The sequence below is a fragment of the Bacillus sp. FJAT-52991 genome, from assembly GCF_037201805.1.
GTDB lineage: Bacteria > Bacillota > Bacilli > Bacillales > Domibacillaceae > Bacillus_CE > Bacillus_CE kandeliae.
In genome coordinates this window covers 3,441,167-3,466,805 of record NZ_CP147404.1, presented here as the reverse complement: position 1 = coordinate 3,466,805, position 25,639 = coordinate 3,441,167, and the positions used below count along the sequence as shown (strand labels likewise).

Sequence of the window (25,639 nt, the reverse complement as noted above, 5' to 3'; positions counted from 1 at the left end):
TTTCAGAAAATTGTTTTCATTCTGTTTTTCTTGCAGTATAATGGGTAATTAAACATCGCAAAAAGGTAGGTTCAAACTATGAAAACGAAAGAGCAGACAAAACCTTTACTTCAAGAAGCGAAGCTAGGTAGTCGTGGAAGACTGCTAATCAAATGTCCGGATCGTCCGGGGATTGTGGCGGCAATTTCCAAATTTTTATTTGAACATGAAGCAAATATTATTGAGTCGAATCAATATTCTAATAATCCGGAAGGTGGCACCTTTTTCATTCGGATTGAGTTCGATCGCCCGAATTTAGCAGAGAGTGCTGCTCAAATGGAGCAAGATTTTGAGATGTTAGCATCGGAGTTTGCTATGGAGTATCAATTTACGTATGCTGAGGAACGAAAAAAGATGGCGATTTTTGTTTCTAAAGAGCCTCATTGCTTGCTTGAGTTGCTTTGGGAGTGGCAAAGCGGTGATCTTCCAACCGATATTGCTCTCGTTATTAGTAATCACGAGGGTACGAGAGGGATGGTAGAAGCGCTTGGTATCCCATTCTATTATATTCCAGCCAATAAAGACATTCGAAAGCAAGTAGAAGAGCAACAAATTCAGTTGTTGAAAGAACATCAAGTGGATGTCATCGTCCTAGCACGTTACATGCAAATTTTAACGGAGGATTTCGTCAGTCATTTTCCGAATCAAATTATTAACATTCATCATTCCTTCCTTCCTGCTTTCATCGGTGCAAGACCGTATGAACGGGCGCATGAACGCGGAGTGAAGCTGATCGGGGCGACGTCACATTATGTGACCAATGATCTGGATGAAGGCCCGATTATTGAACAAGATATCGAGCGGGTGAACCATCGTGACGATGTATCAGGTTTAAAGAAAATTGGTCAGTCGATTGAACGCCGTGTGCTAGCACGTGCGGTTAAATGGCATTTAGAAGATCGTGTCATTGTACACGGAAATAAAACGATTGTATTTCATTAATTATTATTAGGCTGCCCTTAAGGAACTTGTTATATGGACCACTTCCATGCAATAAGCTTAAGAGGGCGGCCTTTTTTTGGTCCGCTTATGGTAAAATATGTATAAAGGAGGGCTGTTTTATGACGCAATTACTATCTGTACAAAGCTTGTCGAAAAAAACGGGGAATACAACATTATTGCCAACTATTAGTTTCCAAATAAATCCAGGTCAATGTGTAGTAATTCGCTGCAATAAATATTTAGGAGATATGCTAATAAAGATCATTTTGGGAGAGGAGATTCCATCAAAAGGTCATGTGTATTTTAAAGGAGCTGACATAGAGAGCAATAAAAATATTTTCCGGGAAATAAGTGTTTGTTTATTGGATGATGGTCTTTATGAAAGATTAAAAGTAAAAGAGTACTTATCCTTCTTTCAAAAAATGTCGGAATCTGACAAGACGGTCGATGAAGTGATTCAATTGGTCGGTTTGCTGGACAAAAAAGAGGTGAAAATCGCCAAGCTATCTTTTTCAGAAAAGAGACGTTTACAGATTGGACGAGCCATTATAAGTGATTATGATTTTGTCGTTTTAGAAGAACCGGAGCAAAACGTTGATATTGAAAGTGCGATCATCATTCGAAACGCTATTCGACAATTGCAACAGGAGCAAAAAGCCGTCTTAATCACGACTTCCTTTTTAGAAGATGCCCTGTCTTTAACGAATGATGTGTATTTGTTAAATGAGGAGGGCTTAAAAAAGGTTGAGGTAGACGAAGAGGAGCCAGAAAACAATCGAGAGGTTGAGGAGCCAGCAGAAATTTTAAAACCGATGAAGCTTGAGAAGATCCCAGCGAAAGTGAAAGAGAAAGTCATCTTATTTGATCCTCCAGAAATTCATTATATTGAGAGTCAAGAAGGGGTGTCTCATTTGCATCTATCTGAAGGGAGCTTCCCTTGCTCGTTTACGCTCAATGATTTGGAGGATAAACTGAAAGCATTTGGTTTCTTTCGCTGTCATCGTTCCTATATCGTCAACTTGCAAAGAGTGCGTGAAGTGATTACATGGACAAGAAACAGCTATAGCTTAGTTCTTGATGATGAGAAGAAAAGCTCGATTCCCTTATCGAAAGCACGCTTTGATGAATTGAAAGAGATCCTAGGATTGTAGTGAAAGTTGAGCCGCTCAAATGAAGGTTTGAGCCATACATAAGCATCATTCAGCGTTTTTTTGATCCGTTCATAGGAAAAATAAGGTGTAACTTTGATTTTCCTTTTATGATGAAGACATCAACCAATCATAAAGGAGTGATCAAGATGGAACACATTATTGAAGTGAACCAATTGATGAAAACATTTGGACACAAAACTGCTTTAAAAAATATCAATTTCACCATTAAAAAAGGAGAGATTTTTGGATTCCTCGGCCCGAGTGGATCAGGGAAAACAACAACTGTTAAAATTCTTACTTCTCAGCTACTTCATTCTAATGGAGAAGTAAAGGTTTTCGGAACGGACATTAAAAAGTTTAATCATGATCATTTAAAACGCATCGGCATCTTAACAGATAATAGTGGTTTATATGAACGCTTGAGTATTTACGATAACCTCTCTCTCTTTGCTAAATTATACGATGTCAACCAATCACGGATCGATGAAGTATTAAATGAAGTGAACCTAATCAATGATAAAAAGACGTTGGTGAAAAAATTATCTAAAGGAATGAAGCAACGTGTGACATTAGCACGAGCGTTGCTACATAAACCAGATTTGCTATTTTTAGATGAGCCAACATCAGCATTAGACCCAGCGAATGTGCAGCATATTCACAATGGATTGCGCCGTTTAAATGAAGAAGGAACGACGATCTTTTTAACGACTCATAATATGGAGGAAGCAGAAGCGTTATGTGATCGTGTTGCTTTCTTAAATAATGGAGAAATTGTTGCATTGGATGAGCCAAAGCAGCTTCGTCTTCAATACACGGACCATACAATTGAACTTTTGTTAAAAAATAACAAAAAAGAAACATTAAAAATGGATGAAGCAGGTGGAGTAAAAATCCAAGAGTATATTCGAACAGGAGAACTAGTTTCCATTCATTCGAATGAGCCAACATTAGGGGATATTTTCATTCAATTAACTGGGAGGGATTTAGTATGACTCTATCAATGAAGCGAATTTCAGCACTGATTACGAAAGAATACCAAGATTTAAAGACAAATTCACAAATTTTAATTATGGTAGCACTGCCGATTTTGTTTGCCTTTTTAATTAGCAAAACGGGACATGGAGATGCCCCCGATAGTGCTACTATGCCGATTCTCATTGCTTTAACGATGGTGACTTGTTATACCCAATCTTTATTAATTGCGGAAGAGAAAGAGAAGCATACATTGCGTGTGTTAATGTTATCGCCAGCAAGATCTTTAGAGATTTTAATTGGTAAAGGCTTTTTAACATTTGTGATCACGCTTGTTATTTGTTCATTAAGTTTCTTTATCTTAGGAACAGAAATCAAAAATGTTTGGTTAACAGCTGGAATTATTTTATTAGCGACAATTTTATTTACAGTCTGCGGAACGGTTATTGGTCTCATTGCTGAAAATGTGACACAAACTTCCATCTATGGTTTACCATTTATGTTTGTGATGATGTTAGGACCTTCCATTAAAGGTATGTTTTCAAATGAAACGGTACTTAAGTTGATATCTTATATGCCATCTGATCATTTAATCATTGGAATGGTCAAGGCGATGGAAGGCGGAACATTTGCAAGTGTAAAGATGAATCTATTAAACCTCCTGATTTGGACAATTGTAAGTGCCGCCGTTTGTTTCTTCGCATATAGCAAACGTCGATTTGATAAGTAATTGAAAAGAGGGGAGCCGAAAGGTGAGTAGGCTTCTCTCTTTTGTCATTGACGAAGAAAAGAGATCTTGTTATAGTAATAAGTAAATTTTCAGAATAGTTTTTGGGGATTGAGAGGAGACGAGACAGAGATGAGTAAAGCACAGTTAGAAGAGGGATATTTTGGTCAGTTTGGCGGTAGCTTTGTGCCGCCTGAGATGAAAGAGGCATTGAATCATATTGCCGAGCAATTTTACAAGTATAAAGATGATCCAGAATTTATCGAGGAATTTAAATATTATTTAAAAGAATACGTCGGCCGCGAGAATCCGCTGACGTATGCAAGTCAGTTAACAAAGCAGTTAGGCGGAGCGAAAATCTATTTAAAGCGGGAGGATTTAAACCATACAGGATCACATAAGATCAATAATGTAATGGGGCAAATTTTGCTGGCGAAAAAGATGGGAGCAAAGCGGGTGATTGCGGAGACAGGTGCCGGTCAGCATGGTGTAGCAACTGCTACTGTTTGTGCGATGTTTGGCATAGAATGCGTGATCTATATGGGAGCAGAGGACATTCGCCGTCAAGCACTGAATGTATTCCGGATGGAGTTATTAGGGGCAAAAGTGGTTTCTGTTGAAAAGGGGCAAGGGCGTTTAAAGGATGCGGTAGATGAAGCGTTAGCTGATCTTGTTGCTAACTACGAAAATACGTTTTACCTATTAGGCTCTGCTGTTGGCCCTCATCCATATCCAACGATGGTGAAGCATTTCCATTCGGTCATTAGTGAAGAATCGAAAAGACAAATTCTTGAAAAAGAAGGACGTCTACCAGATGCGGTCATCGCTTGTGTTGGTGGAGGAAGCAATGCGATCGGTGCATTTGCTCATTATCTTGAGGAGCCATCTGTTCGCCTGATTGGAGTGGAACCAGATCAAGCAGCGGCTTTAACAAAAGGGAAGCCAGCTGTCTTACATGGATTTAAGTGTCTCGTACTAATGGATGAAGAAGGAAATCCGCAGCCGACCTACTCGATTGCGGCGGGGCTAGACTACCCAGGCATTGGCCCCGAGCATAGTCACTTGAAAGAGTCAGGCCGAGCAGAATATTATACGGTAACAAATGAGGAAGTACTGGCTGCTTTCCGAACGCTATCGCAAGCAGAAGGTATCATTCCGGCTCTAGAAAGTGCTCATGCCGTGGCCCATGCGATCAAAATCGCTCCAGACATGAATCAAGATCAAATCATTATCATCAACATCTCAGGTCGAGGCGATAAAGACGTTCAACAAGTATTTGAAATGATGAATAAATAATTGGAAAGCTGAGATTCAAGGCAATCGATTGAATCTCGGCTTTTTTGTGTCACTCATTTTTGTACAATTTTAGGGTGCTTTTTATTTTGTTATCTGTTCATGGTATCTTATTTTAGTACCAAGTAATAAAATCAATTGACAAGCGGGGAAATCTAGTGGTAGGATAGGGATTATTATTTTGAGTTTTCGGACAATACTGAAGAAGTATTTAAAAAAATTGAAATGAGGGACGTTTAGTGAAAGAGCTTCAATCATTTGGCTGGTATGCTGCTCGAATTGCGCCGCATCTTCCTAAACAAGCATTTAAACCAGTTCCTGAAAGGCTGTGGGGTGGTTTAGTTCATTTAGTGATTGTTATTGCAGGAATATTGATGATTAGTTTGACCGACCTTAATGTATGGCTGTACTTGCCAATTGCTGTGATCTTAGGCTCCTCTTTTGCTTCGCTGGGGCTCCTTGGTCATGAAATTTTGCATGGGACTGTTGTTAGAAAAGCATGGCTGCGTGATTTAACGGGAGGCATTGCGTTTTTTCCGTTAAGTACAGGGCCGCGTCTATGGAGAAAGTGGCACAATATGACGCATCATATTCATACGCAAGATGAAGAGAAAGATCCTGATGCGTGGCCTACCATTGAAGAATTTGCAAAAAGCCCGTTATTGAAAGGGATTTACAAACTGCCAACGTCACTTCGCGGGTTTTTAGGGATGGCATTTTTAGCGATTACGTTTACGTTTCACTCGCTTCGAATGTTTAAACGATTTATTTTAGAATTTAAGCCGCAGAAACGTGTATCTGTTTGGCTGCAGCTGCTGCTTCCATGGGCGACATGGATCGGGCTTCTAGTTTTGATTGGCCCATTAAAATGGCTGTTTGCGTTTATTATCCCATTACTAATAGGTAACTTTATTGTTATGGCTTACATTGCAACGAACCATCGCTTAAACCCAATGACGCCTGTGAACGATCCGCTTGCTAACAGCTTAACGGTTACCGTTCCGAAATGGGTGAACCTGCTTCACTTCAATTTTTCTTATCATACGGAGCACCACTTATTCCCTGGAATGAGTTCTAAATATTACCCGCTAGTGAAAGCGGAATTGAAAAAGCGCTGGCCGGAGCGCTATCATGAAATGCCGTTGACGAAGGCACTAGCGGCTCTTTATAAAACACCGCGTATATACAGTAACCAAACCGAACTAGTCGATCCATTTCCAGGCACGAAGTTTGGTACACTCGGACATGGGCTTGACCCTGTCAATATTCAGCAAAAAGTAAAAGCGGAAAAGACAATAGAAAATAAGTCGAGCGACTCCGCTAGTCGTTAGACAAAAAAGAAAAGGACTGCTATTTATTAGGCAGTCCTCTTCTTTGACAGTATTGAGAGAGTGTGTACAAAAAAACTTATTTATATTAACGCCCGGCAGCTTATACATAAAAGCGCGTTTTTGAGATTGGAAGTCTGGGGTTAGTCTTCGTCAAATGTCTAAACTGCCTAGCAGACGTTACAAAAGTGATTATTTAACTGTAACAAATTCTTGTTTTAGCATTGTGCCTTTTTCGGCGAAATTTGTATGCCAAGAAAAAGCTTTTTCCAACACATGTGGTGTTTGGCCACCGCGTTTCAGTGCTTCATCAAAGTAAGCAGACATTTGCTCTTTATACATTGGATGAACACAGTTATTAATGATCACGCGAGCACGTTCAACCGGTGCAAGGCCGCGTAAATCAGCGTAGCCTTGTTCTGTCACAATGACATCCACATCATGTTCCGTATGATCTACATGAGAGACAAACGGGACGATGCTTGAAATCTTACCATCCTTCGCCACGGATTTCGTAACAAAGATAGCCAAACGGCAGTTGCGAGCGAAATCTCCAGAGCCGCCGATTCCATTCATCATTTTCGTGCCACCGACATGAGTCGAGTTGATATTTCCATAAATATCAACTTCTAGAGCTGTATTGATGGAGATCAAGCCTAGACGACGAATGATTTCAGGATGATTGGAAATCTCTTGTGGACGCAGCACGAGTTGTTCGCTGTATTTTTCCAGATTGGTAAAGACTTGTTTCATCTTTTCCTCGGATAATGTAATAGAGCATCCAGAGGCAAATCGAAGTTTTCCGCTATCTAATAAATCAAACACTGCATCCTGTAATACTTCAGAGTACACTTCAAGATCTTCAAATTCAGAATCTAATAATCCATGAAGAACAGCGTTGGCGACTGTACCAATTCCTGATTGCAAAGGAGCCAATTTATTTGTTAAACGGCCGGCTTTAATTTCTTCGCGAAGGAAAGTAATTAAATGGTTAGCCATTGTTGCCGTATCTTCATCTGGAGGAGTGATCGTTGAAGGGGAATCTAAATCATCCGTCAACACGATCCCTCTAATTTTATTAACGTCTACATGAATACCGGCTGTACCGAGTCGACCATCCACAGAAGTTAGTGGAATCGGTAAGCGTTGACCTTGTTGACCTACTTCATAAATATCATGTAACCCTTCAAGAGCTAACGGTTGTGCCACGTTCAATTCAATAATGATATTTTCGGCTTTCTCTAAGAAAATAGAAGAGTTCCCGACAGATGTTGTTGGGATAATCGCTCCATCTTCTGTAATGGCTACTGCTTCAACAATAGCGAAATCAATTGGATTTAGTACATCAGCTCGCACCATTTCAGCGACATGAGATAGATGCTGATCTATGAAGTACATTTCTCCTTGATTGATCTTCTTTCGCATTGCTGGATCTGCTTGGAACGGTAAGCGTTTATTGACGATCCCTGCTTCCGCCATTAATTTATCAATATCAAACCCGAGTGAAGCTCCGGTATATACATCCACTTTAAATGGTTCATCTTTAGAACGATCGACTAAAGCCATTGGTACAGCTTTCGCGTCTCCCGCACGTGTAAATCCACTTAATCCAAGAGTCATTCCGTCCTTAATCCAAGAGGCAGCCTCATCGGCAGATACGATTAACGATTGCAATTGTTTATTACGCAAACGGTCTGTGATTCGAGAATTCACAAAAAATCCCCCTCGTTACTTTTTTAAATATTCTATCAACTTTTCGCCACTTGCTCATCCGCTTTTGCATGAAAAGCCTTTAATTTGCACTGAAACAGAATATATTATACACAAAACAGAAAGTTAATAGTTAAGTGACTTTCTGAATAAACTGGAGTATGTTTGACTAACAGGTATTTTCATTTTGTCCTTCATGATGAGTAGGAAAGTGGAGTGAGAATCCGGTTGAATTTCCTGAATGAAGTTGACATTGACAATGTAGGAGCGATGGACGCGAATAAAATGATCAACCGGCAATAAAAATTCAAGCTCCGTTAAATTCATTTTGTGATAACCATCTCTGTTGACAGCTTGCACCTTTGTTTTGCGACTTTCTGCTTCCAAATAGATCACATCTTTATACGGAATCGGATACCAACAATCCTCTGATTTTATCGTAAAGAAATTTGTTGAAATCGGGGACGGCTTCGCAGGAAAAATAGTCGTCACAGCACCAATCACTTGATCATCATTAAATAGCGGCACGGCCATAGCATAATAAGGCGTGCCATAGACTTCACTATCGATATATTCGGAAACGGTGTGCTTTTCTGAAATCGCTTTTCCTGTCACACCACCTGTTTTAAAAGTTTCGCCAGGGCGAATTTGCAAATCCACCAGCTTGCTCGGCTGGTAATAAATAAATTTTTCTGAATCTGATACGGCTACAGACGTATTGTACGGAAGAAATGTCCGCATGACATCCATGATAGAAGTTACTGTAAGGTTATCCATAATCTCCACCTCTTCTTGCTTATCGTATATACTTATCTTAACAGATCGTATGAAAGAAGGAAGAAAGGAAGAGATTGATGAGCAAAGCAAAAACAAATGCAATGCGGATGCTTGATGCAGCTAAGTTAACGTATGAAACATTAGTATATGAAAATAAAGATGGAAAAGTTGATGGTATTTCCGTTGCCAATAAAATAGGCAGGGATCTAGAAGTGGTTTACAAAACATTAGTCACAAGTGGGGCAAAGGATTTATACATATTCGTGGTTCCAGTGGCGAAAGAGTTAGATTTGAAAAAAGCAGCCAAAGCAGCAGGAGAGAAAAAGCTTGAAATGATACCGGTGAAGGATATTCAAAAGCATACAGGTTACATTCGAGGCGGATGCTCACCGATTGGAATGAAAAAGCTGTATCCCACTTTTATTGATGAAAGTGCTGCCTTGTTAGAAACGATCATTGTGAGTGGAGGGAAAATTGGTATTCAGCTGGAGTTAAAAACAGCTGATTTGATCCATTTAACCCAAGGCAATGCACAATTTGAAGTCATAAAGTAAATGAAATTACATTATTGAATATTATGTGAAGCTTCTGTTAATGTTATGTGAGTTTTTGATGAAAAGATAGTGAACATGGTATTTTTTTGCTTTTTTTTATATATACTGTGGACATAACAAAAGAACAGGAAGTGAAAATAATAATGGTTGTTGTCAACTTACTTGACTCAAGAAATTATTTTGACGGTGAAATTAAAGAGGACTTCTTAGTAATTTACGAAAAACTCCAGCATTCTCTAGCAGTTTTTAACGAAGGAAGATTTGGAGAAGTCGAAGGAGCAACAGAAGAATATTTAAAAGTATTACACAATCCAGGTGAAGACTGCTCACTCACAAGCATTAAAAGCTACAAAATCGGGCAAGACTACAAATGCCTAAACGATGCACTTCAAAACATCAAAGAAACTCACCAAGAAATTTTCAAGTAAGTGATCCAAACAACGACAATTGTTATTAGTCAATCAGAGGTAGCTCTCAAAAACAGGGCTACCTCTTTCGCATGTGCCAAATCCTATTCTTCGACTTTCCTGTACTTTTCTTGCGACATTGTTCCTTAACATAAGCGAAGCCCCACCATCATATACATAGACCATGAGACCATTCTAAATCGATCAATAAAGAGGTGTAGATATGAGCGGTCAAACAATTCGTTACTTTACAAGGGGGAACACGGCAAAAGGTTTTTATAGCTTACTTGAAACGAACCTGCAAGGGATTGAGCAAGTCTTTATTTTAGATGGTGGAACAGAAGCAGACAGAAAGGCTTGCATGGAACAATTGGCTGAGCGATGTCTAGAGTTAGGGATGAACATGGAATTCATTCATTGTGCTTCCGATCCAGATGCTCTTGAAGGGATAATTATGATGGATAAAAAAGTAGCTGTGTATGCGTTTAGCATCTCTAGTAAGGAAACCGCGGGGGCGAACAAACAGTATGTCGCTATTCCAGAAAGAAAGCCTCTCTCTGAGAAAGCAGCACAGGAAATTACTGAGCTCATAGAACAAGCCAATACAGCTACTAGAAAGGCCCATTCTTGTTTTAGAAGAGCACTCGATGTGCATGATGAATGGGAACATATTTATATTCAAGTACTCGACCAGCGACAGGCCAATCAGCTGACGGCCAGTATTATTCAGCAGCTGATCCCTCCAAAGGATAAAGATAAAACTTCAGCCATCAGCAAGCATCGTTTTCTCGGCGCCGCAACCCCAAAAGGAGCGGTTGATTTCATAAATAACTTAACGCAAGATCTTAACCATCGCTACTTTATTAAAGGTCGACCGGGCTCAGGGAAATCAACGATGATGAAAAAAATTGCAGCGGCAGCGGAAGAGCAAGGATATGATCTGGAAGTGTATCATTGTGGGTTTGATCCAAATAGTGTCGATATGGTGATCGTTAGGGAATTGAATTTTGCTATATTTGACAGCACGGCACCGCATGAATATTTTCCTAACAAACCATCTGACAGTATTATCGACCTTTATGAAGAGATTATTGAAGAGGGAACGGATGAGAAGAATATAACGAAAATAAGTGATGTCGCCGATCAATACAGTGCATTAATGAAAACAGCGACTCGTTATTTAGCAGAAAGCAAACGATATAAAGATCAAATAGAAGCATTATATGAAAAAAGGAAAGATCCAACAATGGTCAGTCACGTTTGCCATCATATTTTACAAAAAATTTAATGGTTAAGAGAGCCAGAAGTGATTTCTGGCTCTCACTGTTCGTTCCATAAAAATTGACCAATTTGTGCATCGACCTCATCGCTTTCATGTAAGCCGCTATGGTTAATGTTTCGGTTAACAATGATGGATTCGGTATAGTTTTCTTTAGGAACGATACTTTCTATAGCTAGTGCACTATTGACATTAACTAGTTGATCACCTACTCCAGCAATGGCGAGTGTTTTCACATGCTTCGGGAAAGATTCCGTATTTGCCCACAATTGTTTAATAGCAGGAGAATTGGGCATCAAGTCATATGTAGCCGCTCCTGTGTTTGTTTTTAAGTAGTCTCGGTTCTTTACTCCTTTAAAAGGACTACCGATTACCACAAGCTTTTCAACATGTGGATACTTGCCTCCTTGTTTGTAATCCTCTAAAAATTTAGTGGATACAATGCCCCCCATTGAATGACCCACAAGGTTCACTTGGTCGATGCCATAATGTGTCTTCAATGTATTCATAACCTCAGAGAGCCAGTAAGTAGTATCTTCAAAGTTAGCTCGGTTATTTTCAAATACGACTTGAACGAACAAGTGGTCATTTGCTGTATAATGACTGGTTTTAGATGTGAGTACACGGCCATCTTTCGTCACTTTGCATAGGAGTGCTTGCTTGCCCCAGTGGTGCTCATTTTCGAAACGATCAAGCATTGAACGGAAAGAAACCGCCGTCCCTTTATACCCATGAACAAATACAGTTGCATGTAAGGGAGGAGTACTTGTTTGTGAATTGACAGGTTCTATTCGGTAAAGCAAATGATAGCTTATGAAAGCAAGTGCAACGATGAACAGAAATAAGATGATCATTCTCGGCCGTTTCATCCCATGTGCCTCCTTTCATTCTAATTATGTTCTTTTATAGCTAGAAATATTTAAAAAAAGAAAGAAGCTGCCCGAGGACAGCCTCACTACACATCTTTAGTAGCCGCTTGCTTAATTTCTTGGCGCATATCATATAAGTTGGAGACAATTGTTTTGATAACGGCATAAGCAGGAACACCTAAAATAACTCCCCAAATACCAGCTATATTCCCGGCAGTAAGAATGACGGTGATGACGGTTAGTGGGTGGACGTCAAGTGCTTTCCCCATCACATTAGGCGAAACTAAATTCGACTCAATTTGTTGAGCAACCAACATAATGATCGCTACATAAATAACCATTTGAGGGTCTTGTGTCCATGCAACTAAAATAGCAGGAGCTACCGCCAGATAAGGCCCTAAAAATGGAATCACATTCGTTGCCATACCGAACAGTGCCAAAATGAGTGCATAATCTAATTTAATAATTACATACCCAATAAACAGCATGACTCCGATGAGAAAGCTAACCAATAGTTGTCCCTGTATATAGGATTTTAAGACATTATCTAAACCGCTTAACGTCTTCTGTAACCATATTTTTCGATTTCCATTGAAAAATTGGGTGATAAAAGGGACAAATTTTTCACGATCCTTCAGCATATAGAACAAAAAGAACGGGACAAGTACAATTGAAAATGTCGCTTGTAGCAATGATTGAATAAAAGTGATCAGCCACGTTCCAAAAGACATAGCCATTGTTTGAATTTTGTCAATGACATCTTGAATCGCTTGAATCACATTTTCCGGCAATCGCTCTCGTTGATTCATTATATAGCTAATACCTTCTTCGGCTGCATGAAACATTTTAGGGGCATTTTTAATCAGCTTCGTCATTTGATCATTCACAACTGGGCCAATGATTGTAATTAGCATCCAAAATACACCGAATAGTAAAATGTATACAACTAGAATGGCAGACCATTTAGGCAGGCGTTTTTTTGTGAGCCATTGAACGATCGGACGTGTTAAGTAAAATAAAACACCAGCTAATAGAATCGGTAAGAACACCGTTTCAATTATGATAGTCAATGGATAGAAAATATCTTTCACTTCTCTAAATAGCATAATAACTACAAGCAGAAGAACAATTGCAATCCCGAATTGAAACCAACTTTTATGAGTCATACATTCACTTCCTCTCTATCAGTTCTACACTGTATACTTATTATACAGAGATAGAAGCGATAGAGAAACATTTTTAAGTCCAGAACAATGGATAACCATTATAAAAGCACAACACACACTTGTAATGAATTAAGTGTGCGTTGTACTTTTTGATTAAAATATGAGATGCGCAACTCCGGCGATGATTGGAAGCGAGATAAGTGTTCTTAAAAGGAAGATCAAGATGAGATCTTTAAATGACACTGGAATTTTTGTACCTAGGATAAGGCCACCAACCTCTGACATATAAACAAGCTGAGAAACGGAAAGACAAGCAATAACAAAACGCGTTAATTCACTTTCGATTCCAGAACCAATGACAGAAGGCAAGAACATATCTGCGAATCCAACCATAATTGTTTCAGATGCTTCACTAGCAAACGGAATTTGTAAAAGTTCAAGCAATGGAATAAATGGAATACCCAACCATTGGAATACCGGTGTGTTTTCTGCAATAACTAAAGCGATTGTACCTAATGCCATAACAACAGGTGCTACACCAAGCAACATATCAATGACGTTTTGAATGCCATCTTTCACTACTTGAGCAGGTTTATTTTTTTGTGCTTGTACAACAGCTTGGTTAAAACCGTAAGAAATCGGAGAAAATCCTTCAGGTACTTTTTCTTCCGAATCTGTGCGTTCGTTTCCGTTAACAAATGTATCTTCTTTTCTAGATAGTGGTGGAATCCGCGGTAAAATGAGTGCAGTTACTATTCCTGCAAGGATAACAGTTCCGTAGAAAGGAAGAAAGTAATCTTCTAATCCAACTTGGGAAATAACGACTAAACAGAAAGTGACTGAAACGACAGAGAAAGTAGTTCCGATAATCGCCGCTTCTTTTTTCGTATAAAATCCTTCTTCATATTGTTTGCTTGTTAGAAGCACACCGATTGTGCCGTCGCCTAGCCAGGAAGCAAGACAGTCAACTGATGAACGGCCAGGCAGCTTAAATAGTGGACGCATGACTTTTGTTAATGAATAACCAATAAATTCAAGTAGTCCAAAATTTAATAGCAGGGGCAATAGCAATCCAGCAAACAAGAAAGTAGAAAATAAAACAGGTAATAAAGAAGTTAGTAAAAGTCCTCCCGTGTTTTCTGAATAAATGGCTTCTGGACCTACTTTGAAACATGTGAGTGCAGCAAAAATAGCTCCTAAAACTCGCACAGTAGCCCAAAAAGGAGTGATATCAAATAACGAAGCTAGAAAATGGGAGTTTCTAACAAATTGTGGGCGAATAGCTTTGACCAATAATGTGCCAACAGCTGACAATATAATTAACCCAGTCATAATGGCAGGAATATAGTCGCCCATGTTATCGATGACAAAATTCGATAAAACTGCGATGGGAATCGTATATCCGTCCCCGATCTTCATAGGGATTACAAATAAGAAAACACCGATTAACGATGGGATGATAAAAAGTAAAATATGTGCAAGTGAATACTTGTTAGTATTTTCCATATATTAAATTCCTCTCTGTGCATATTTATTAATAAGTGTTTATTTTAATTCGTTTTAGCGTGAAAATCTATAGTTTTTATATAATTTTAATATATAAATAATTCTAATTATTTTTTAAAAAACTATAACACAATAATATTTAGATGAAAAGATAAAATGTCACAAATTCGACATATTTTTCAAGGTAATCTGTTGAAAAGCTTTGTACTTTCCTTGAAAAAGATGGTCGGTCTCATTCATGCTAAAATAAGTAAGCGAATATAATACACAATATAGTAGGTGAAAAAATGATTAAATGTATTGCGACAGACATGGATGGCACCCTTCTAAATGGCAAAATGGAAGTGAGTGAACAAAATATTCAAGCGGTGAAAGAAGCTCAAGCACAAGGTATAGAAGTAGTTGTGGCGACAGGTCGTTCTTATGCGGAAGCTCGCTACGCCCTAGATCAAGCAGATATTCACTGTCCGATGATTTGCGCCAATGGAGCGGAAGTTCGGAATGTCTCTGGTGAAGTGATCAATAATGCTTTTATTGAAAAAGAAACCGCAGCACGTATCTTTCAAGCGCTAAAGGAGATCGGCCTTTATTTTGAAATACATACAGCGGAGGGTACATTCACAGATGACTATGAAAAAGCACTCGATATTATGGTCAATATTTTCCTAACAGCACATTCAGAAATTCCGCAAGATCAAATTCGTGAGGCAGCCAAAATTCGCTTTACAAAAGGGTTACTTCAACTAGTAGACAGCTATGAAGAGGTTATTCATAAAGAGGATATGGTTGTGTACAAATTTTTAGCTTTTTCATTTGAACAAGAGAAGTTAGATAAGGCTAGAGAGCAGCTTTCGCTGATCCATGACCTAGCTATTAGTTCTTCAGGAAGTGAAAATATTGAAATTACGCATCTCGATGCCCAAAAAGGGGTAGCGTTAGAGCATTTTATAAAAGAAAAAGGAATCGTCTTTGAAGAAACCATGGCGATTGGTGACAATTTCAATGATGTTTCTATGCTGCAGCGTGTGGGCTTCCCGGTGGCAATGGGCAACGCTGATCCAGAGGTTAAAACATTGTGTAACTACGTGACAGCCACCAATGATGAACACGGAGTAGCGGCTGTGATCGAAAGGTTTATCGGCGTAAAGAATCACGAGAATTTCTCGTGATTCCCTACCCAAATCAGTTGTAAGTATGTTAAAATAATTCTTAAAATTCGAACAAAGAAGGGGAAAAATGTGAGCAAGGCGCTAACGAAAGTAAAAGTAGAAGACATCGTCATGGCAAATCAGACGTTAAAAGATGTGGTGACTCAAACACCACTACAAAAAAATGAACTATTATCCGCGCGCTATGGATGTAATATTTATTTAAAGCGTGAGGATCTACAAATCGTCCGCTCTTTTAAATTGCGTGGGGCTTACAATTTCATATATAGCTTATCAGAAGAGGAGCGGGCAAAAGGAGTGGTTTGTGCAAGTGCAGGTAACCACGCACAAGGAGTCGCTTTTTCCTGCAAGCAGCTGAATATTAAAGGGACCATTTTTATGCCGTCCACGACGCCAAGACAAAAAGTATCACAAGTGAAACTTTTTGGTGGAGATAATGTCGAGGTCATTTTAACCGGAGATACATTTGATGACTCTTACTTGGCGGCGATGAGCTTTTGTTCAGAGAAGCAAATGGAATTTATTCATCCATTTGATGATTTTCGAACCATTGCTGGGCAAGGAACAGTCGGCGTGGAAATCATGAACGACATGTCCGATCCAATTGATTATGTATTTTGTTCAATTGGCGGGGGGGGATTGGCCTCTGGAGTCGGTTCTTATGTGAAAAGTATTAGTCCGAATACAAAAATGATCGGTGTTGAACCTGAGGGAGCACCAGGGATGAAAACGTCCCTCGCTAACAATGAAGTTATCGCGCTAGAACAAATTGATTCATTTGTCGACGGAGCCGCTGTGAAGCAAGTGGGCAACATCACGATGGAAATTTGTAAAGAAGTGCTTGATGATATCGTCATTATCCCAGAAGGTAAAGTATGTACAGCCATCTTGAAGCTGTACAATGAAAACGCCATTGTAGCGGAGCCAGCTGGTGCTTTATCCATTGCAGCGCTCGATTTTTATAAAGATGAGATTAAAGGCAAGAATGTTGTTTGCATTGTGAGTGGCGGCAATAACGACATCGATCGCATGCAAGAGATTAAAGAACGATCTCTCATTTACGAAGGGCTAAAACATTACTTTATCGTCAATTTCCCGCAACGTGCTGGTGCGTTACGAGAATTTCTGCACGAAGTACTCGGAGAAACCGACGATGTCACTCGCTTCGAATACACTAAACAAAATAACCGCGACGAAGGTCCAGTCCTTGTCGGCATCGAGCTAAAGTACAAAGAAGACTACTTTCCGCTCATCAACCGCATGAAACAAAAAGGATTTCCATACATCGAAATCAACAGTGACCCATTTTTGTTTAACTTATTAATTTAACGGGATCAAAAGAAGCCATGCCTCAGTGTGGCTTCTTTTTGTGAAAGCGGAAGCGGAAAGAAGGCGCTGGAAAGTCGAAGAAGTGCTTGAAAAGGCCGGAGAAAGCGTTAGAAAGTCGAAGAAGTGCTTGAAAAGGCCGGAGAAAGCGTTAGAAAGTCGAAGAAGTGCTTGAAAAGGCCGGAGAAAGCGTTAGAAAGTCAAAGAAATGTTTGAAAAGGTCGGAGAAAGTGGTGGAAAGTCAAAGAAATGCTTGAGAAGGTCAGAGAAAGAGTTGGATGCCAAAAAAGTATTTGATTCATTCAAGCTTATTTGGGGAACAGCGAATCCTTAGGCGTTTTTTGTTAAAATAATGTAAATTCTTTATTTAACACAAGGAAAATCGAGTCTTAGAAAGAAAAGAGGTAATGTAAGCTATTTTAACTGAAAGGACAAATAAAATGATCATTAAACCACGTTCGAAGCCATTACTTTTGTCGAAATTGGAGGTTTTGATGAGTCGACTTCCAAAAAGGCATAGCAAAATGGCCGTACTTGAAGAAGCTTATGGCAGACATCAGGCGGGTTATCGAGGAGAACAAACCGTTGATTACTTTTTACGAGAGGTGAAACAAAATGATATGTTAATATTGCATGATATTCGACTACCTGCAGGAGAGTATTCTTTTTTTCAAATGGACACGTTGCTTTTGACACATAATTTTTTCTTAATTATGGAAGTTAAAAACTATTCTGGGAAGCTATTATTCAAAGGAGATACGCGTCAATTGATAAGAACCCTAGAGGGAAAGGAGGAAGTGTTTGCGGATCCAATTCTTCAAATGCGCAGACAGAAAAGGCACTTTATAGATTGGCTTGCTCAGCATAATGTCCATTCTATTCCTGTAGTAACAGCATTAGTCATGAGTAACCCATTAGCAAGAATCGATATTTCACCACCTAATAAAAGTTATATTAATCAAATAATTCACGCGTCTGAAATCCCCGATAAAATTGATACCCTCATGAAAACTTATTCTATTCCTATTTTAAAATATCATCAATTTCAATCTCTTTCTAAACAAATGATTCAACAAAATGATCCGTATGATTTAAATATAATGTCTCATTTTCAAATTTCAGAGAAGGATATACTCAAGGGGATACGTTGCCCGGCTTGTAAAAGAATACCTATGGCGAGGGTGAAGCGAAATTGGCAATGTTTAACTTGTCATCATGTATCGAAAAATGCTCATTTTGAAGCTCTACAAGAATATGCTCAACTGTTTGGTCATAAAGTTACGACAAGACAATTGGCTGCTTTTTTTCAAACAGAGTCTTTGAAGTTTGTATATAAGTTTCTAAAATCTCTTCAACTGAAAGAGGGGGGACATACGAAAAATCGTTGCTATTTTATCTCGACTTTAAATAATGACGCCAAGCGTAAATAAGAATCGGTGCAAAGTCAAAGAACGGCCGCGTAAGGTCAAAGAAACTGCCAGAAAGTCGAAGAACGGCCGCACAAGGTCAAAGAAACTGCTAGAAAGTCAAAGAACGGCCGCACAAGGTCAAAGAAACTGCCAGAAAGTCAAAGAACGGCCGCGCAAGGTCAAAGAAGCTGCCAGAAAGTCGAAGAACCGCCACACAGCAAAAGCAAACAAAGCCCCATCCAAGCAGTATACCCCCGATCAAATTCTGATCGGGGGTACTTATGCCATTGATTATAGTTCACTAACTTGGTCATCGTGCCAGCGATAGGACCAGAAGCGTTCAAATTTGATACGTTGAATGGTTTCTTTGTCGTTTTGAGCTAACAGCTTTTCCATCTCTTTTAGCATCCAAGCCGTTTGGGAAATGTGGGCACGTAGGGCATCCATTTTTTGTCCAAATGTGTCATGAATATCATAAGTGATATCGGGAGCACCTAGGTCAGTATCCGTATTGTTGGCGAATGCGACACAGTGAAGTTTTGGACGCTGAACTTCGGGTAGTCGACGAATCGCGCGGACGACGGCACGGGCTGTCGCTTCGTGATCAGGATGAACGGAAAACCCAGGATAAAAGCTGATCACTAAGGATGGCTTAAGTTCGTCAATTAAGCGTGATACAAGATCGGCCATTTTTTTATCGTCTTCAAATTCTATTGTTTTATCGCGTAATCCCATCATACGCAAGTCAGTGATTTTCAGCGCGTTGGCGGCCGCTTTCAATTCGGCTTTGCGGATCTCAGGCAGCGATTCACGTGTGGCAAATGGGGGATTTCCAAGGTTTCGTCCCATTTCTCCAAGTGTTAGGCAAGCGTAAGTAACGGGCGTGCCTCTTTTTGTGTGAGTAGCAATTGTTCCTGAAACCCCAAATGCTTCATCATCCGGATGCGGAAAGATGACTAGGACGTGACGCTCTTTTTCGATTTCCATCACCATGATTTATGTCTCCTCCCCATTTTAGTGGTTAAAAGGCTCTCTGCCGATTTGTAAGGCAACAGCCAGCTTTCCTTCAAAATCGTGGCCGGCTAGCAGCAATCTTCCTTTTTCATCGAAGCTAAAGTGAGTCAACCCTTCTGCGTATACCCAACCTATGGCTAGTTTTAAACCGACCCGGTATGGACCATCGCCGACGATTTTCCCATGTTCATATTGAATTTGGGCATTGCGAATATAAGCCCCTGCCGAAAACATCTTTTCGTTAAAATGAGTGGCATATGCTCCATTTGTTGTTTCAAGGTGAATATACACTTCTTTCTTGGCAAACTGATCGATGGCATCTTGAACTTTTGATACGATAATTGGCTCCACGTTCATCCTCCTCTACAAGCCTGTGAAGAATATTTTACTAAAATCGAGCGGTGAAAGCGAAAAAAAAGACTGCCTTTTTTCAGACAGTCAAATGGAACTTAATTAGTCACTTTATTGAAAGCACCGTGCATAACAGGGCCTACATATTGGTTAAGCTTAAAACCATGACGGATCGCCGCGTTTACAAATTGCTTCGCATTCACTACCGCATCTTTCACGCTTTGTCCATTCGCAAGGTTCGCTGTGATGGCTGCTGCAAATGTACAGCCAGCTCCATGGTTGTATGTTGTTTCCACTTTTTCCGCTTCAAGAACAGCGAATTCTTCTCCATCGTAGAATACGTCGATTGCTTTTACGTGATCTAGCTGTTTGCCGCCTTTTACAACGACGTTTTTTGCACCTAGTTCATGAATTTTCTGAGCAGCTGCTTTCATATCTTCCACCGTGCGGATCGGGCCGACACCAGATAGTTGCCACGCTTCAAATAAGTTCGGTGTCACAACCGTTGCGATAGGAAGTAAAAATTCACGCATAGCAACAGGTGCTTCTGGATTCAATACTTGATCGTCGCCTTTACAAACCATTACAGGGTCAATGACCACTTTATCGATGTTGTTTTCTTTCAAATGCTTACCAGCCATTTCAATAATGTCAGCTGTCGCAAGCATACCTGTTTTAGCTGCATCAATGCCAACAGACATCGCTGTTTTTAATTGAGCTTCCAATGTATCAAGTGAAAGGGGATGAACACCGTGGTGCCAATGATTGTCCGGATCCATTGTTACAATCGTTGTTAGAGCAGTCATGCCGTATACGCCGTGTTCTTGGAATGTTTTCAGGTCTGCTTGGATACCAGCACCACCGCTCGTATCTGAACCTGCAATCGTTAATGTCTTATTCATTGTCATGTTGTTATAAGCCTCCTAAATTTCGTTAAGCAACATATATAAATATGTACTAATAGTTTAAAAAATTTAAATGTTTTATACAAGTCTTTTAGGATGCTGAACTATTGGAAGACTGGTAAAATAGTTGTAAATACCTAACAATTACATATTACTGAAAGGAGAGAGCATTTTGGCTGTTTTAAAAAATGATTGGGCTGAGCTACTTCACGAAGAGTTTGAGCAGCCTTATTACTTAAAGCTTCGGGAATTTCTTAAAGAAGAATATGCTACAAACATCATTTATCCGAATATGTATGATATTTTTAATGCGTTTCATTTGACTCCTTATCAAGAGATAAAAGTGGTGATTCTTGGACAAGACCCTTACCATGGACCGAATCAAGCGCATGGTTTAAGTTTTTCTGTTCAACCGGGAATACCGTTCCCACCATCGTTAAGAAATATCTTCAAAGAGTTATCTCATGATCTTGGATGCGAGATTCCAACCAATGGTTCTTTAATTCCGTGGGCTAAACAAGGGGTATTGCTTTTGAATACGGTATTGACTGTTCGGCAAGGGGAAGCCAATTCCCACCGTGGCAAAGGTTGGGAACGCTTTACCGACCAAGTGATTTCTTGCATCAATAAACGAGAGCAGCCTGTGGTTTTTATTCTTTGGGGCCGCCCTGCTCAAAAGAAGCTCGAGTTGATCGATCAATCGAAACATAAAATTATTCAGGCGCCACACCCGAGTCCGTTATCAGCTAGTAGAGGGTTTTTCGGAAGTCATCCTTTTTCAAAGGCGAACGATTTTCTTCAAGAGCTTGGTGAAACACCTATCAATTGGTGTCTGAATAATGGTTAATTTTTCGACTGCTATCGATGTTTCACGTGGAACATTGACAAAAAAAGAGTAATTTCAAAAATAAAAGAGGATGTTTGATGAAAGATAGAAAGAGATATCAACATTTAATAAATAGTCTTGCGGCTATGAGCGCGATGTGTTTGATTGGGACGATCGGGTTTAAATATTTTGAAGATTTAAGCTGGTTCGATGCCCTTTGGTTGACCATTATTACTGTGTTGACTGTTGGCTATGGAGATACCATCCCTGTTACGCAAGAAGGAAGATGGTTTGCACTAATCATTATTCCTGTAAGTGTCGGAATCGTATCTTACGCGATCGGGGCGATAGCTTCACTCGTCGTGGAGGGGGAGCTTTCTACATCAATGAGGGAGAGAAAGATGAAAAAAAAGATTGATCAATTGGAGAATCATATTATCGTATGTGGATTAGGCCGAGTTGGAGAACAAGTGTTGGATTATGTAAGAGAGTACAAAGATATGCAAGTCGTATTTATTGATGAAAGAGAGGAGCCTTTACATAAAATATTGAAATCGGATGAATTGTTTATTGTTGGTGATGCCACAGAAGATGATGTACTAAAGTCTGCTGGTATTGAACGGGCGGCTACGCTTGTAGTAGCACTATCTAGTGATGCAGATAATGTGTTCATTACGTTGACAGCTAAGGGACTTAATCCTGATATTTATATTGTCTCAAAAGCGGAAAGGGAGGCTACAGAGAAGAAGCTAAAGACGGCTGGAGCAGCTAGAGTTATTAATCCATCCTCAACCGGTGGCAAGCAGATAGTAATGTCTATTTTAAAGCCATTGAGCGTCCACTATATGGATTTAGTTCTCTCTGCAGATCATGCTGAGTATTCGATTGAAGAAATACTGATTCAAAAGGAATCTTCATTTGTAGATCAGTCGTTGAAAGGTTTAGATATTCGCAATGTCTATCATGTGACAATTGTGGCAATTTTGAGGAACGGATCTTTAATTGGTATACCAAAATCAGATGAAAAATTGCAAGCACATGATAAAATAATAGTGTTTGGGGCTGAGGAAAATTTGACAGTGTTTGAAAAAGCGATTACCCCTTAATGGAGGTGCATGATTATGAATATTTCCCATCAATCTGTACTAAATAAAATCGAAATAGAAGTTCGACAAGCAAGGCAGGCTGAAAAAAGCGATGAAATTAAGCGACATGTACATACAATTAAGGCGTTGTGTGATTTAGTACTGGAATCCGCTGCGGATGGGCCGGGAGTTGTATCTTCTGTTCGAGGGGAGCACGTCTTTCCGCCATCGACATTGTCACAGCCATCGATCAATCAAGAAGAAAAGATAGAAACAGAAGATGGAGCCAACGGTGATTCGATATTTGACTTTTAAGAGGAGGATGTAAAGAATGAAGACGTTTATTATCATTGGCGCAATTAATGCTTTTTTATCCGTCGCTCTTGGGGCGTTCGGTGCTCATGGGCTTGAAGGGAAGGTAGAGCCTAAGTATTTAGAGATTTGGAAAACAGGTGTCCAATACCAAATGTTTCATGCCTTAGGTTTAATTTTGGTTGGCATTCTTATGGGGCAAATTCCGGCCAGCTCTTTTCTTAATTGGTCCGGTTGGTTAATGCTTATTGGAATCATTTTATTCTCTGGAAGTTTATACGTGTTAACAGTCACGCAAATCGGCATTCTTGGAGCGATTACACCATTCGGTGGCGTGGCCTTTTTAGCGGGCTGGGTGTTGCTTGTTCTTGCTGTGATGAAGATGTAATGAAAAAACTGTTCCCTAATGATTGGTTGGGGAACAGTTTTTTTGTTTTGTTAAAGAATAACCTTTCAATGTGATAAGTTCTTTGTCCTTGATCTTGTACGGGTTGTCCAATCCATACGATGCTAAACGACATCTTCCGCCTTTGTATTTATCTCGGTGGATAAGATGCCATTGGTCCGCCGCCGAATGGGTATTGATATTCGATTTCCTCATCGAATGTGATGTAGTCAAGGTAGATCATTGGCAATAAGTAGCGTCTGCCTGTTTGAGGGTCGCTTAATACTAAATGATCACGGCCAGCAGCTTCGATGACACCTTTGAAGATTTTAGCATTCCATTCACGATTGTTTTCAAAGGTCATATAGACAGTAGCGACTTTTCCTCGGTTGAGTCTTAAAATGTTTTCAATGTACGACTCTTCTGCTGGCAACATGCCAGGAACTTGTTGTCCAGCTACTTGCCCTGTCGTTCCTCCAGCTGCTGGTAAGGTAGAGCCTGCTGGGGGAGTATACATGGGAGTTGGCTGATAATACATCGGCGTACTATACATGTATGGAGTTGTTGTCTGTTGCTTCATTAAGAACCCTCCTTTGAATCGTTAATAAACGCTTGGACAATTGGTCCGGGTAGGGGAAAAGAAACAATGTGATTTAAATCGACCGGTATTAGGCTGCCCATACCATTGTCCAGGGCATCCTCCTTGCGGCTCGAAGAACCATAGAGAAAAGCTAGCCGGGTGATATCTTCCACCCCTAATCGTTTTGCGGGCAAGGTTAATATCCTGTTGCCTCGCTCTTTGATAAAAGTATCCCTTTTGTGTAGCTTCAAATCCGCCCGGTCGTTGAAACACCATAGAGCGAATCGTACGAATATCTTTAAAATCAAGGCATGTTGCTCGCACACGGTTGACGCCGACATTGCCTACCATTAACATGCCGAGCTGTCCGTCCCCTTCAGCTTCTGCTCTCATCAACCTAGCCAACAGCTTCACTTCTTCTTCATTATGAGCAACGACTGCCAAAAGACCACCTCACTTTTATCAAACCGCTTGTCAGTTTATATGTATGTGAAAGAGGAGATTTCATGACTGGAAAATTCTAATGAGTGGCTGACCTTTAACATTCACATTGCTCAATTTGAGCGTCTGAAGGATTTAATGTGAAATTCATGCTAAAAAAGCCTTTTCTGCCATGAAGCAGAAAAGGCTTTTTATCCATTAATTCACATGTAGCATTTGTTCAAGTTTCGTGTCGTCCATTAAGTTGCCGACGAAGAAGGAGCCGAATTCACCGTAGCGAGCACTCACTTCATCAAAACGCATTTCATATACGAGTTTTTTAAATTGAAGGACATCATCAGAGAATAAAGTAACGCCCCACTCGTAATCGTCAAAACCGACAGAACCAGTGATGACTTGTTTCACGATCCCAGCATATTGACGGCCGATCATTCCATGGCTGCGCATTAAAGCGCCGCGTTCTTTCATCGGAAGCATATACCAGTTATCTTCTCCTTGACGGCGTTTATCCATTGGATAGAAACACACATATTTCGCTTTAGGTAGCTCTGGATATAAACGAGCGCGAATTTGCGGGTTTTCATAAGGATCTTCATCTGAAGATAGGTAGTTGCTTAGTTCAACAACAGATACGTATGAATAACTTGGGATTGTGTATTCAGCAATTTTTAACTTGTTGAATTCTGTTTCTAATGCATTTAATTCTTCCAACGTTGGACGAAGAATCATTAACATAAAGTCCGCTTTTTGACCGACCACGCTATAAAATGCATGGCTGCCTTCCTTAGCTTCATGCGCCAAGTTTAATTTGGCCAAAAATTGTTGATATTCATGAATAGCTGTTTGACGATCATCGCTAGAAAGCATTTTCCAGCTTGTCCAGTCGATTAGACGAAAATCATGAAGGCAATACCAGCCTTCTAATGTTTTTGCTGCTTCGCTCATGTTATTCACTCCTATGTATTCATTTTCAACTTTAAATATAACATAGTTTGTCCCATAAACGAGAAGAAGACACTTATGATGACACAATCGATGGATACGTCCTATTCATCATCATAAAGTGAAACTTCAATCAGTGGGGGGGCTTCATCCCCCACTGATTGTTAGTTGAAC

Annotated in this window: 27 protein-coding genes; 16 read left to right on the top strand and 11 right to left on the bottom strand. The window is 39.8% G+C overall.

Going from position 1 to position 25,639, the window contains the following annotated elements:
- The first annotated feature begins 78 nt into the window (after window positions 1-78).
- From purU to WDJ61_RS17600, 6 genes are all read left to right on the top strand, one after another.
- Complete coding sequence (gene purU / locus WDJ61_RS17625; protein WP_338752130.1) at window positions 79-981, top strand: formyltetrahydrofolate deformylase; 903 nt, start codon at window positions 79-81, stop codon at window positions 979-981.
- 119 nt (window positions 982-1,100) lie between these two features.
- Window positions 1,101-2,132 carry a LytTR family transcriptional regulator DNA-binding domain-containing protein gene (locus WDJ61_RS17620; protein WP_338752128.1) on the top strand — a complete coding sequence of 344 codons (1,032 nt, stop codon included), beginning with the start codon at window positions 1,101-1,103 and terminating at the stop codon, window positions 2,130-2,132.
- A gap of 146 nt (window positions 2,133-2,278) precedes the next feature.
- On the top strand, window positions 2,279-3,124 hold the full coding sequence (locus tag WDJ61_RS17615; RefSeq protein WP_338752126.1) for an ABC transporter ATP-binding protein: 846 nt from the start codon (window positions 2,279-2,281) through the stop codon (window positions 3,122-3,124).
- Entirely contained in the window at window positions 3,121-3,834 is a 714-nt protein-coding gene (locus tag WDJ61_RS17610) for an ABC transporter permease (RefSeq protein WP_338752124.1), read from the top strand. The genes WDJ61_RS17615 and WDJ61_RS17610 overlap by 4 nt, the downstream gene beginning before the upstream one ends.
- Before the next feature lie 129 nt (window positions 3,835-3,963).
- Window positions 3,964-5,127 carry a tryptophan synthase subunit beta gene (trpB, locus tag WDJ61_RS17605; protein ID WP_338752122.1) on the top strand — a complete coding sequence of 388 codons (1,164 nt, stop codon included), beginning with the start codon at window positions 3,964-3,966 and terminating at the stop codon, window positions 5,125-5,127.
- A 236-nt stretch (window positions 5,128-5,363) separates the two neighbouring features.
- Window positions 5,364-6,455: an acyl-CoA desaturase gene (locus WDJ61_RS17600; RefSeq protein ID WP_338752120.1), complete on the top strand. Its 1,092-nt coding sequence runs from the start codon at window positions 5,364-5,366 to the stop codon at window positions 6,453-6,455.
- Between the two features lie 189 nt (window positions 6,456-6,644).
- Here the strand turns inward: WDJ61_RS17600 and WDJ61_RS17595 are convergent, their stop codons facing one another.
- Together WDJ61_RS17595 and WDJ61_RS17590 are read right to left on the bottom strand one after the other, a co-directional pair.
- On the bottom strand, window positions 6,645-8,165 hold the full coding sequence (locus WDJ61_RS17595; protein ID WP_338752118.1) for an acetyl-CoA hydrolase/transferase family protein: 1,521 nt from the start codon (window positions 8,163-8,165) through the stop codon (window positions 6,645-6,647).
- Window positions 8,166-8,288: 123 nt separating this feature from the next.
- On the bottom strand, window positions 8,289-8,939 hold the full coding sequence (locus WDJ61_RS17590; RefSeq protein WP_338752116.1) for a LytTR family DNA-binding domain-containing protein: 651 nt from the start codon (window positions 8,937-8,939) through the stop codon (window positions 8,289-8,291).
- Window positions 8,940-9,016: 77 nt separating this feature from the next.
- Here WDJ61_RS17590 and ybaK point away from each other — a divergent pair, with 77 nt between their 5' ends.
- From ybaK to WDJ61_RS17575, 3 genes are all read left to right on the top strand, one after another.
- Complete coding sequence (gene ybaK, locus WDJ61_RS17585; RefSeq protein ID WP_338752114.1) at window positions 9,017-9,493, top strand: Cys-tRNA(Pro) deacylase; 477 nt, start codon at window positions 9,017-9,019, stop codon at window positions 9,491-9,493.
- Window positions 9,494-9,636: 143 nt separating this feature from the next.
- Window positions 9,637-9,921: a hypothetical protein gene (locus tag WDJ61_RS17580; RefSeq protein WP_338752112.1), complete on the top strand. Its 285-nt coding sequence runs from the start codon at window positions 9,637-9,639 to the stop codon at window positions 9,919-9,921.
- Between the two features lie 202 nt (window positions 9,922-10,123).
- Complete coding sequence (locus WDJ61_RS17575) at window positions 10,124-11,188, top strand: hypothetical protein (protein ID WP_338752110.1); 1,065 nt, start codon at window positions 10,124-10,126, stop codon at window positions 11,186-11,188.
- A gap of 32 nt (window positions 11,189-11,220) precedes the next feature.
- Here WDJ61_RS17575 and WDJ61_RS17570 read toward each other — a convergent pair whose 3' ends face one another.
- The 3 genes from WDJ61_RS17570 to WDJ61_RS17560 form a co-directional block, all read right to left on the bottom strand.
- On the bottom strand, window positions 11,221-12,048 hold the full coding sequence (locus WDJ61_RS17570; RefSeq protein WP_338752108.1) for an alpha/beta fold hydrolase: 828 nt from the start codon (window positions 12,046-12,048) through the stop codon (window positions 11,221-11,223).
- A gap of 86 nt (window positions 12,049-12,134) precedes the next feature.
- Window positions 12,135-13,214 carry an AI-2E family transporter gene (locus WDJ61_RS17565; RefSeq protein ID WP_338752106.1) on the bottom strand — a complete coding sequence of 360 codons (1,080 nt, stop codon included), beginning with the start codon at window positions 13,212-13,214 and terminating at the stop codon, window positions 12,135-12,137.
- Between the two features lie 153 nt (window positions 13,215-13,367).
- Window positions 13,368-14,720, bottom strand: coding sequence for a YjiH family protein (locus WDJ61_RS17560; protein ID WP_338752104.1), 1,353 nt, complete (start codon window positions 14,718-14,720; stop codon window positions 13,368-13,370).
- Window positions 14,721-15,007: 287 nt separating this feature from the next.
- On the opposite strand from WDJ61_RS17560, the gene WDJ61_RS17555 reads away from it, so the two are divergent.
- The 3 genes from WDJ61_RS17555 to WDJ61_RS17545 all read left to right on the top strand — a co-directional run bounded on the left by WDJ61_RS17555 (window position 15,008) and on the right by WDJ61_RS17545 (window position 18,645).
- Entirely contained in the window at window positions 15,008-15,889 is an 882-nt protein-coding gene (locus WDJ61_RS17555) for a Cof-type HAD-IIB family hydrolase (protein WP_338752102.1), read from the top strand.
- Between the two features lie 69 nt (window positions 15,890-15,958).
- Window positions 15,959-17,218 (top strand): threonine ammonia-lyase IlvA, encoded by a 1,260-nt coding sequence (gene ilvA / locus WDJ61_RS17550; protein WP_338752100.1) that lies wholly within the window; start codon window positions 15,959-15,961, stop codon window positions 17,216-17,218.
- Window positions 17,219-17,739: 521 nt separating this feature from the next.
- Window positions 17,740-18,645, top strand: a complete 906-nt coding sequence (locus tag WDJ61_RS17545) for a nuclease-related domain-containing protein (protein ID WP_338752098.1) — start codon at window positions 17,740-17,742, stop codon at window positions 18,643-18,645.
- 270 nt (window positions 18,646-18,915) lie between these two features.
- Here the strand turns inward: WDJ61_RS17545 and bshB2 are convergent, their stop codons facing one another.
- The 3 genes from bshB2 to pdxK all read right to left on the bottom strand — a co-directional run bounded on the left by bshB2 (window position 18,916) and on the right by pdxK (window position 20,897).
- On the bottom strand, window positions 18,916-19,611 hold the full coding sequence (bshB2, locus tag WDJ61_RS17540; protein ID WP_338754833.1) for a bacillithiol biosynthesis deacetylase BshB2: 696 nt from the start codon (window positions 19,609-19,611) through the stop codon (window positions 18,916-18,918).
- A 27-nt stretch (window positions 19,612-19,638) separates the two neighbouring features.
- Window positions 19,639-19,989, bottom strand: a complete 351-nt coding sequence (locus tag WDJ61_RS17535; RefSeq protein WP_338752096.1) for a YojF family protein — start codon at window positions 19,987-19,989, stop codon at window positions 19,639-19,641.
- Window positions 19,990-20,087: 98 nt separating this feature from the next.
- Window positions 20,088-20,897: a pyridoxine/pyridoxal/pyridoxamine kinase gene (pdxK, locus tag WDJ61_RS17530; protein ID WP_338752094.1), complete on the bottom strand. Its 810-nt coding sequence runs from the start codon at window positions 20,895-20,897 to the stop codon at window positions 20,088-20,090.
- A gap of 169 nt (window positions 20,898-21,066) precedes the next feature.
- On the opposite strand from pdxK, the gene WDJ61_RS17525 reads away from it, so the two are divergent.
- From WDJ61_RS17525 to WDJ61_RS17510, 4 genes are all read left to right on the top strand, one after another.
- Window positions 21,067-21,741, top strand: coding sequence for a uracil-DNA glycosylase (locus WDJ61_RS17525; RefSeq protein ID WP_338752092.1), 675 nt, complete (start codon window positions 21,067-21,069; stop codon window positions 21,739-21,741).
- A gap of 77 nt (window positions 21,742-21,818) precedes the next feature.
- The gene (locus WDJ61_RS17520; protein WP_338752090.1) at window positions 21,819-22,826 is read left to right on the top strand and encodes a potassium channel protein; all 1,008 of its coding nucleotides are present in this window, start codon (window positions 21,819-21,821) and stop codon (window positions 22,824-22,826) included.
- 15 nt (window positions 22,827-22,841) lie between these two features.
- On the top strand, window positions 22,842-23,120 hold the full coding sequence (locus tag WDJ61_RS17515; RefSeq protein ID WP_338752088.1) for a YwdI family protein: 279 nt from the start codon (window positions 22,842-22,844) through the stop codon (window positions 23,118-23,120).
- A 16-nt stretch (window positions 23,121-23,136) separates the two neighbouring features.
- Window positions 23,137-23,505 (top strand): DUF423 domain-containing protein, encoded by a 369-nt coding sequence (locus WDJ61_RS17510; RefSeq protein WP_338752086.1) that lies wholly within the window; start codon window positions 23,137-23,139, stop codon window positions 23,503-23,505.
- 148 nt (window positions 23,506-23,653) lie between these two features.
- Here WDJ61_RS17510 and gerQ read toward each other — a convergent pair whose 3' ends face one another.
- From gerQ to hemQ, 3 genes are all read right to left on the bottom strand, one after another.
- Window positions 23,654-24,082 carry a spore coat protein GerQ gene (gene gerQ, locus WDJ61_RS17505; protein ID WP_338752084.1) on the bottom strand — a complete coding sequence of 143 codons (429 nt, stop codon included), beginning with the start codon at window positions 24,080-24,082 and terminating at the stop codon, window positions 23,654-23,656.
- 21 nt (window positions 24,083-24,103) lie between these two features.
- Entirely contained in the window at window positions 24,104-24,526 is a 423-nt protein-coding gene (locus tag WDJ61_RS17500) for a cell wall hydrolase (protein ID WP_338752082.1), read from the bottom strand.
- Between the two features lie 195 nt (window positions 24,527-24,721).
- The gene (gene hemQ / locus WDJ61_RS17495) at window positions 24,722-25,468 is read right to left on the bottom strand and encodes a hydrogen peroxide-dependent heme synthase (RefSeq protein WP_338752080.1); all 747 of its coding nucleotides are present in this window, start codon (window positions 25,466-25,468) and stop codon (window positions 24,722-24,724) included.
- Window positions 25,469-25,639 lie beyond the last annotated feature (171 nt).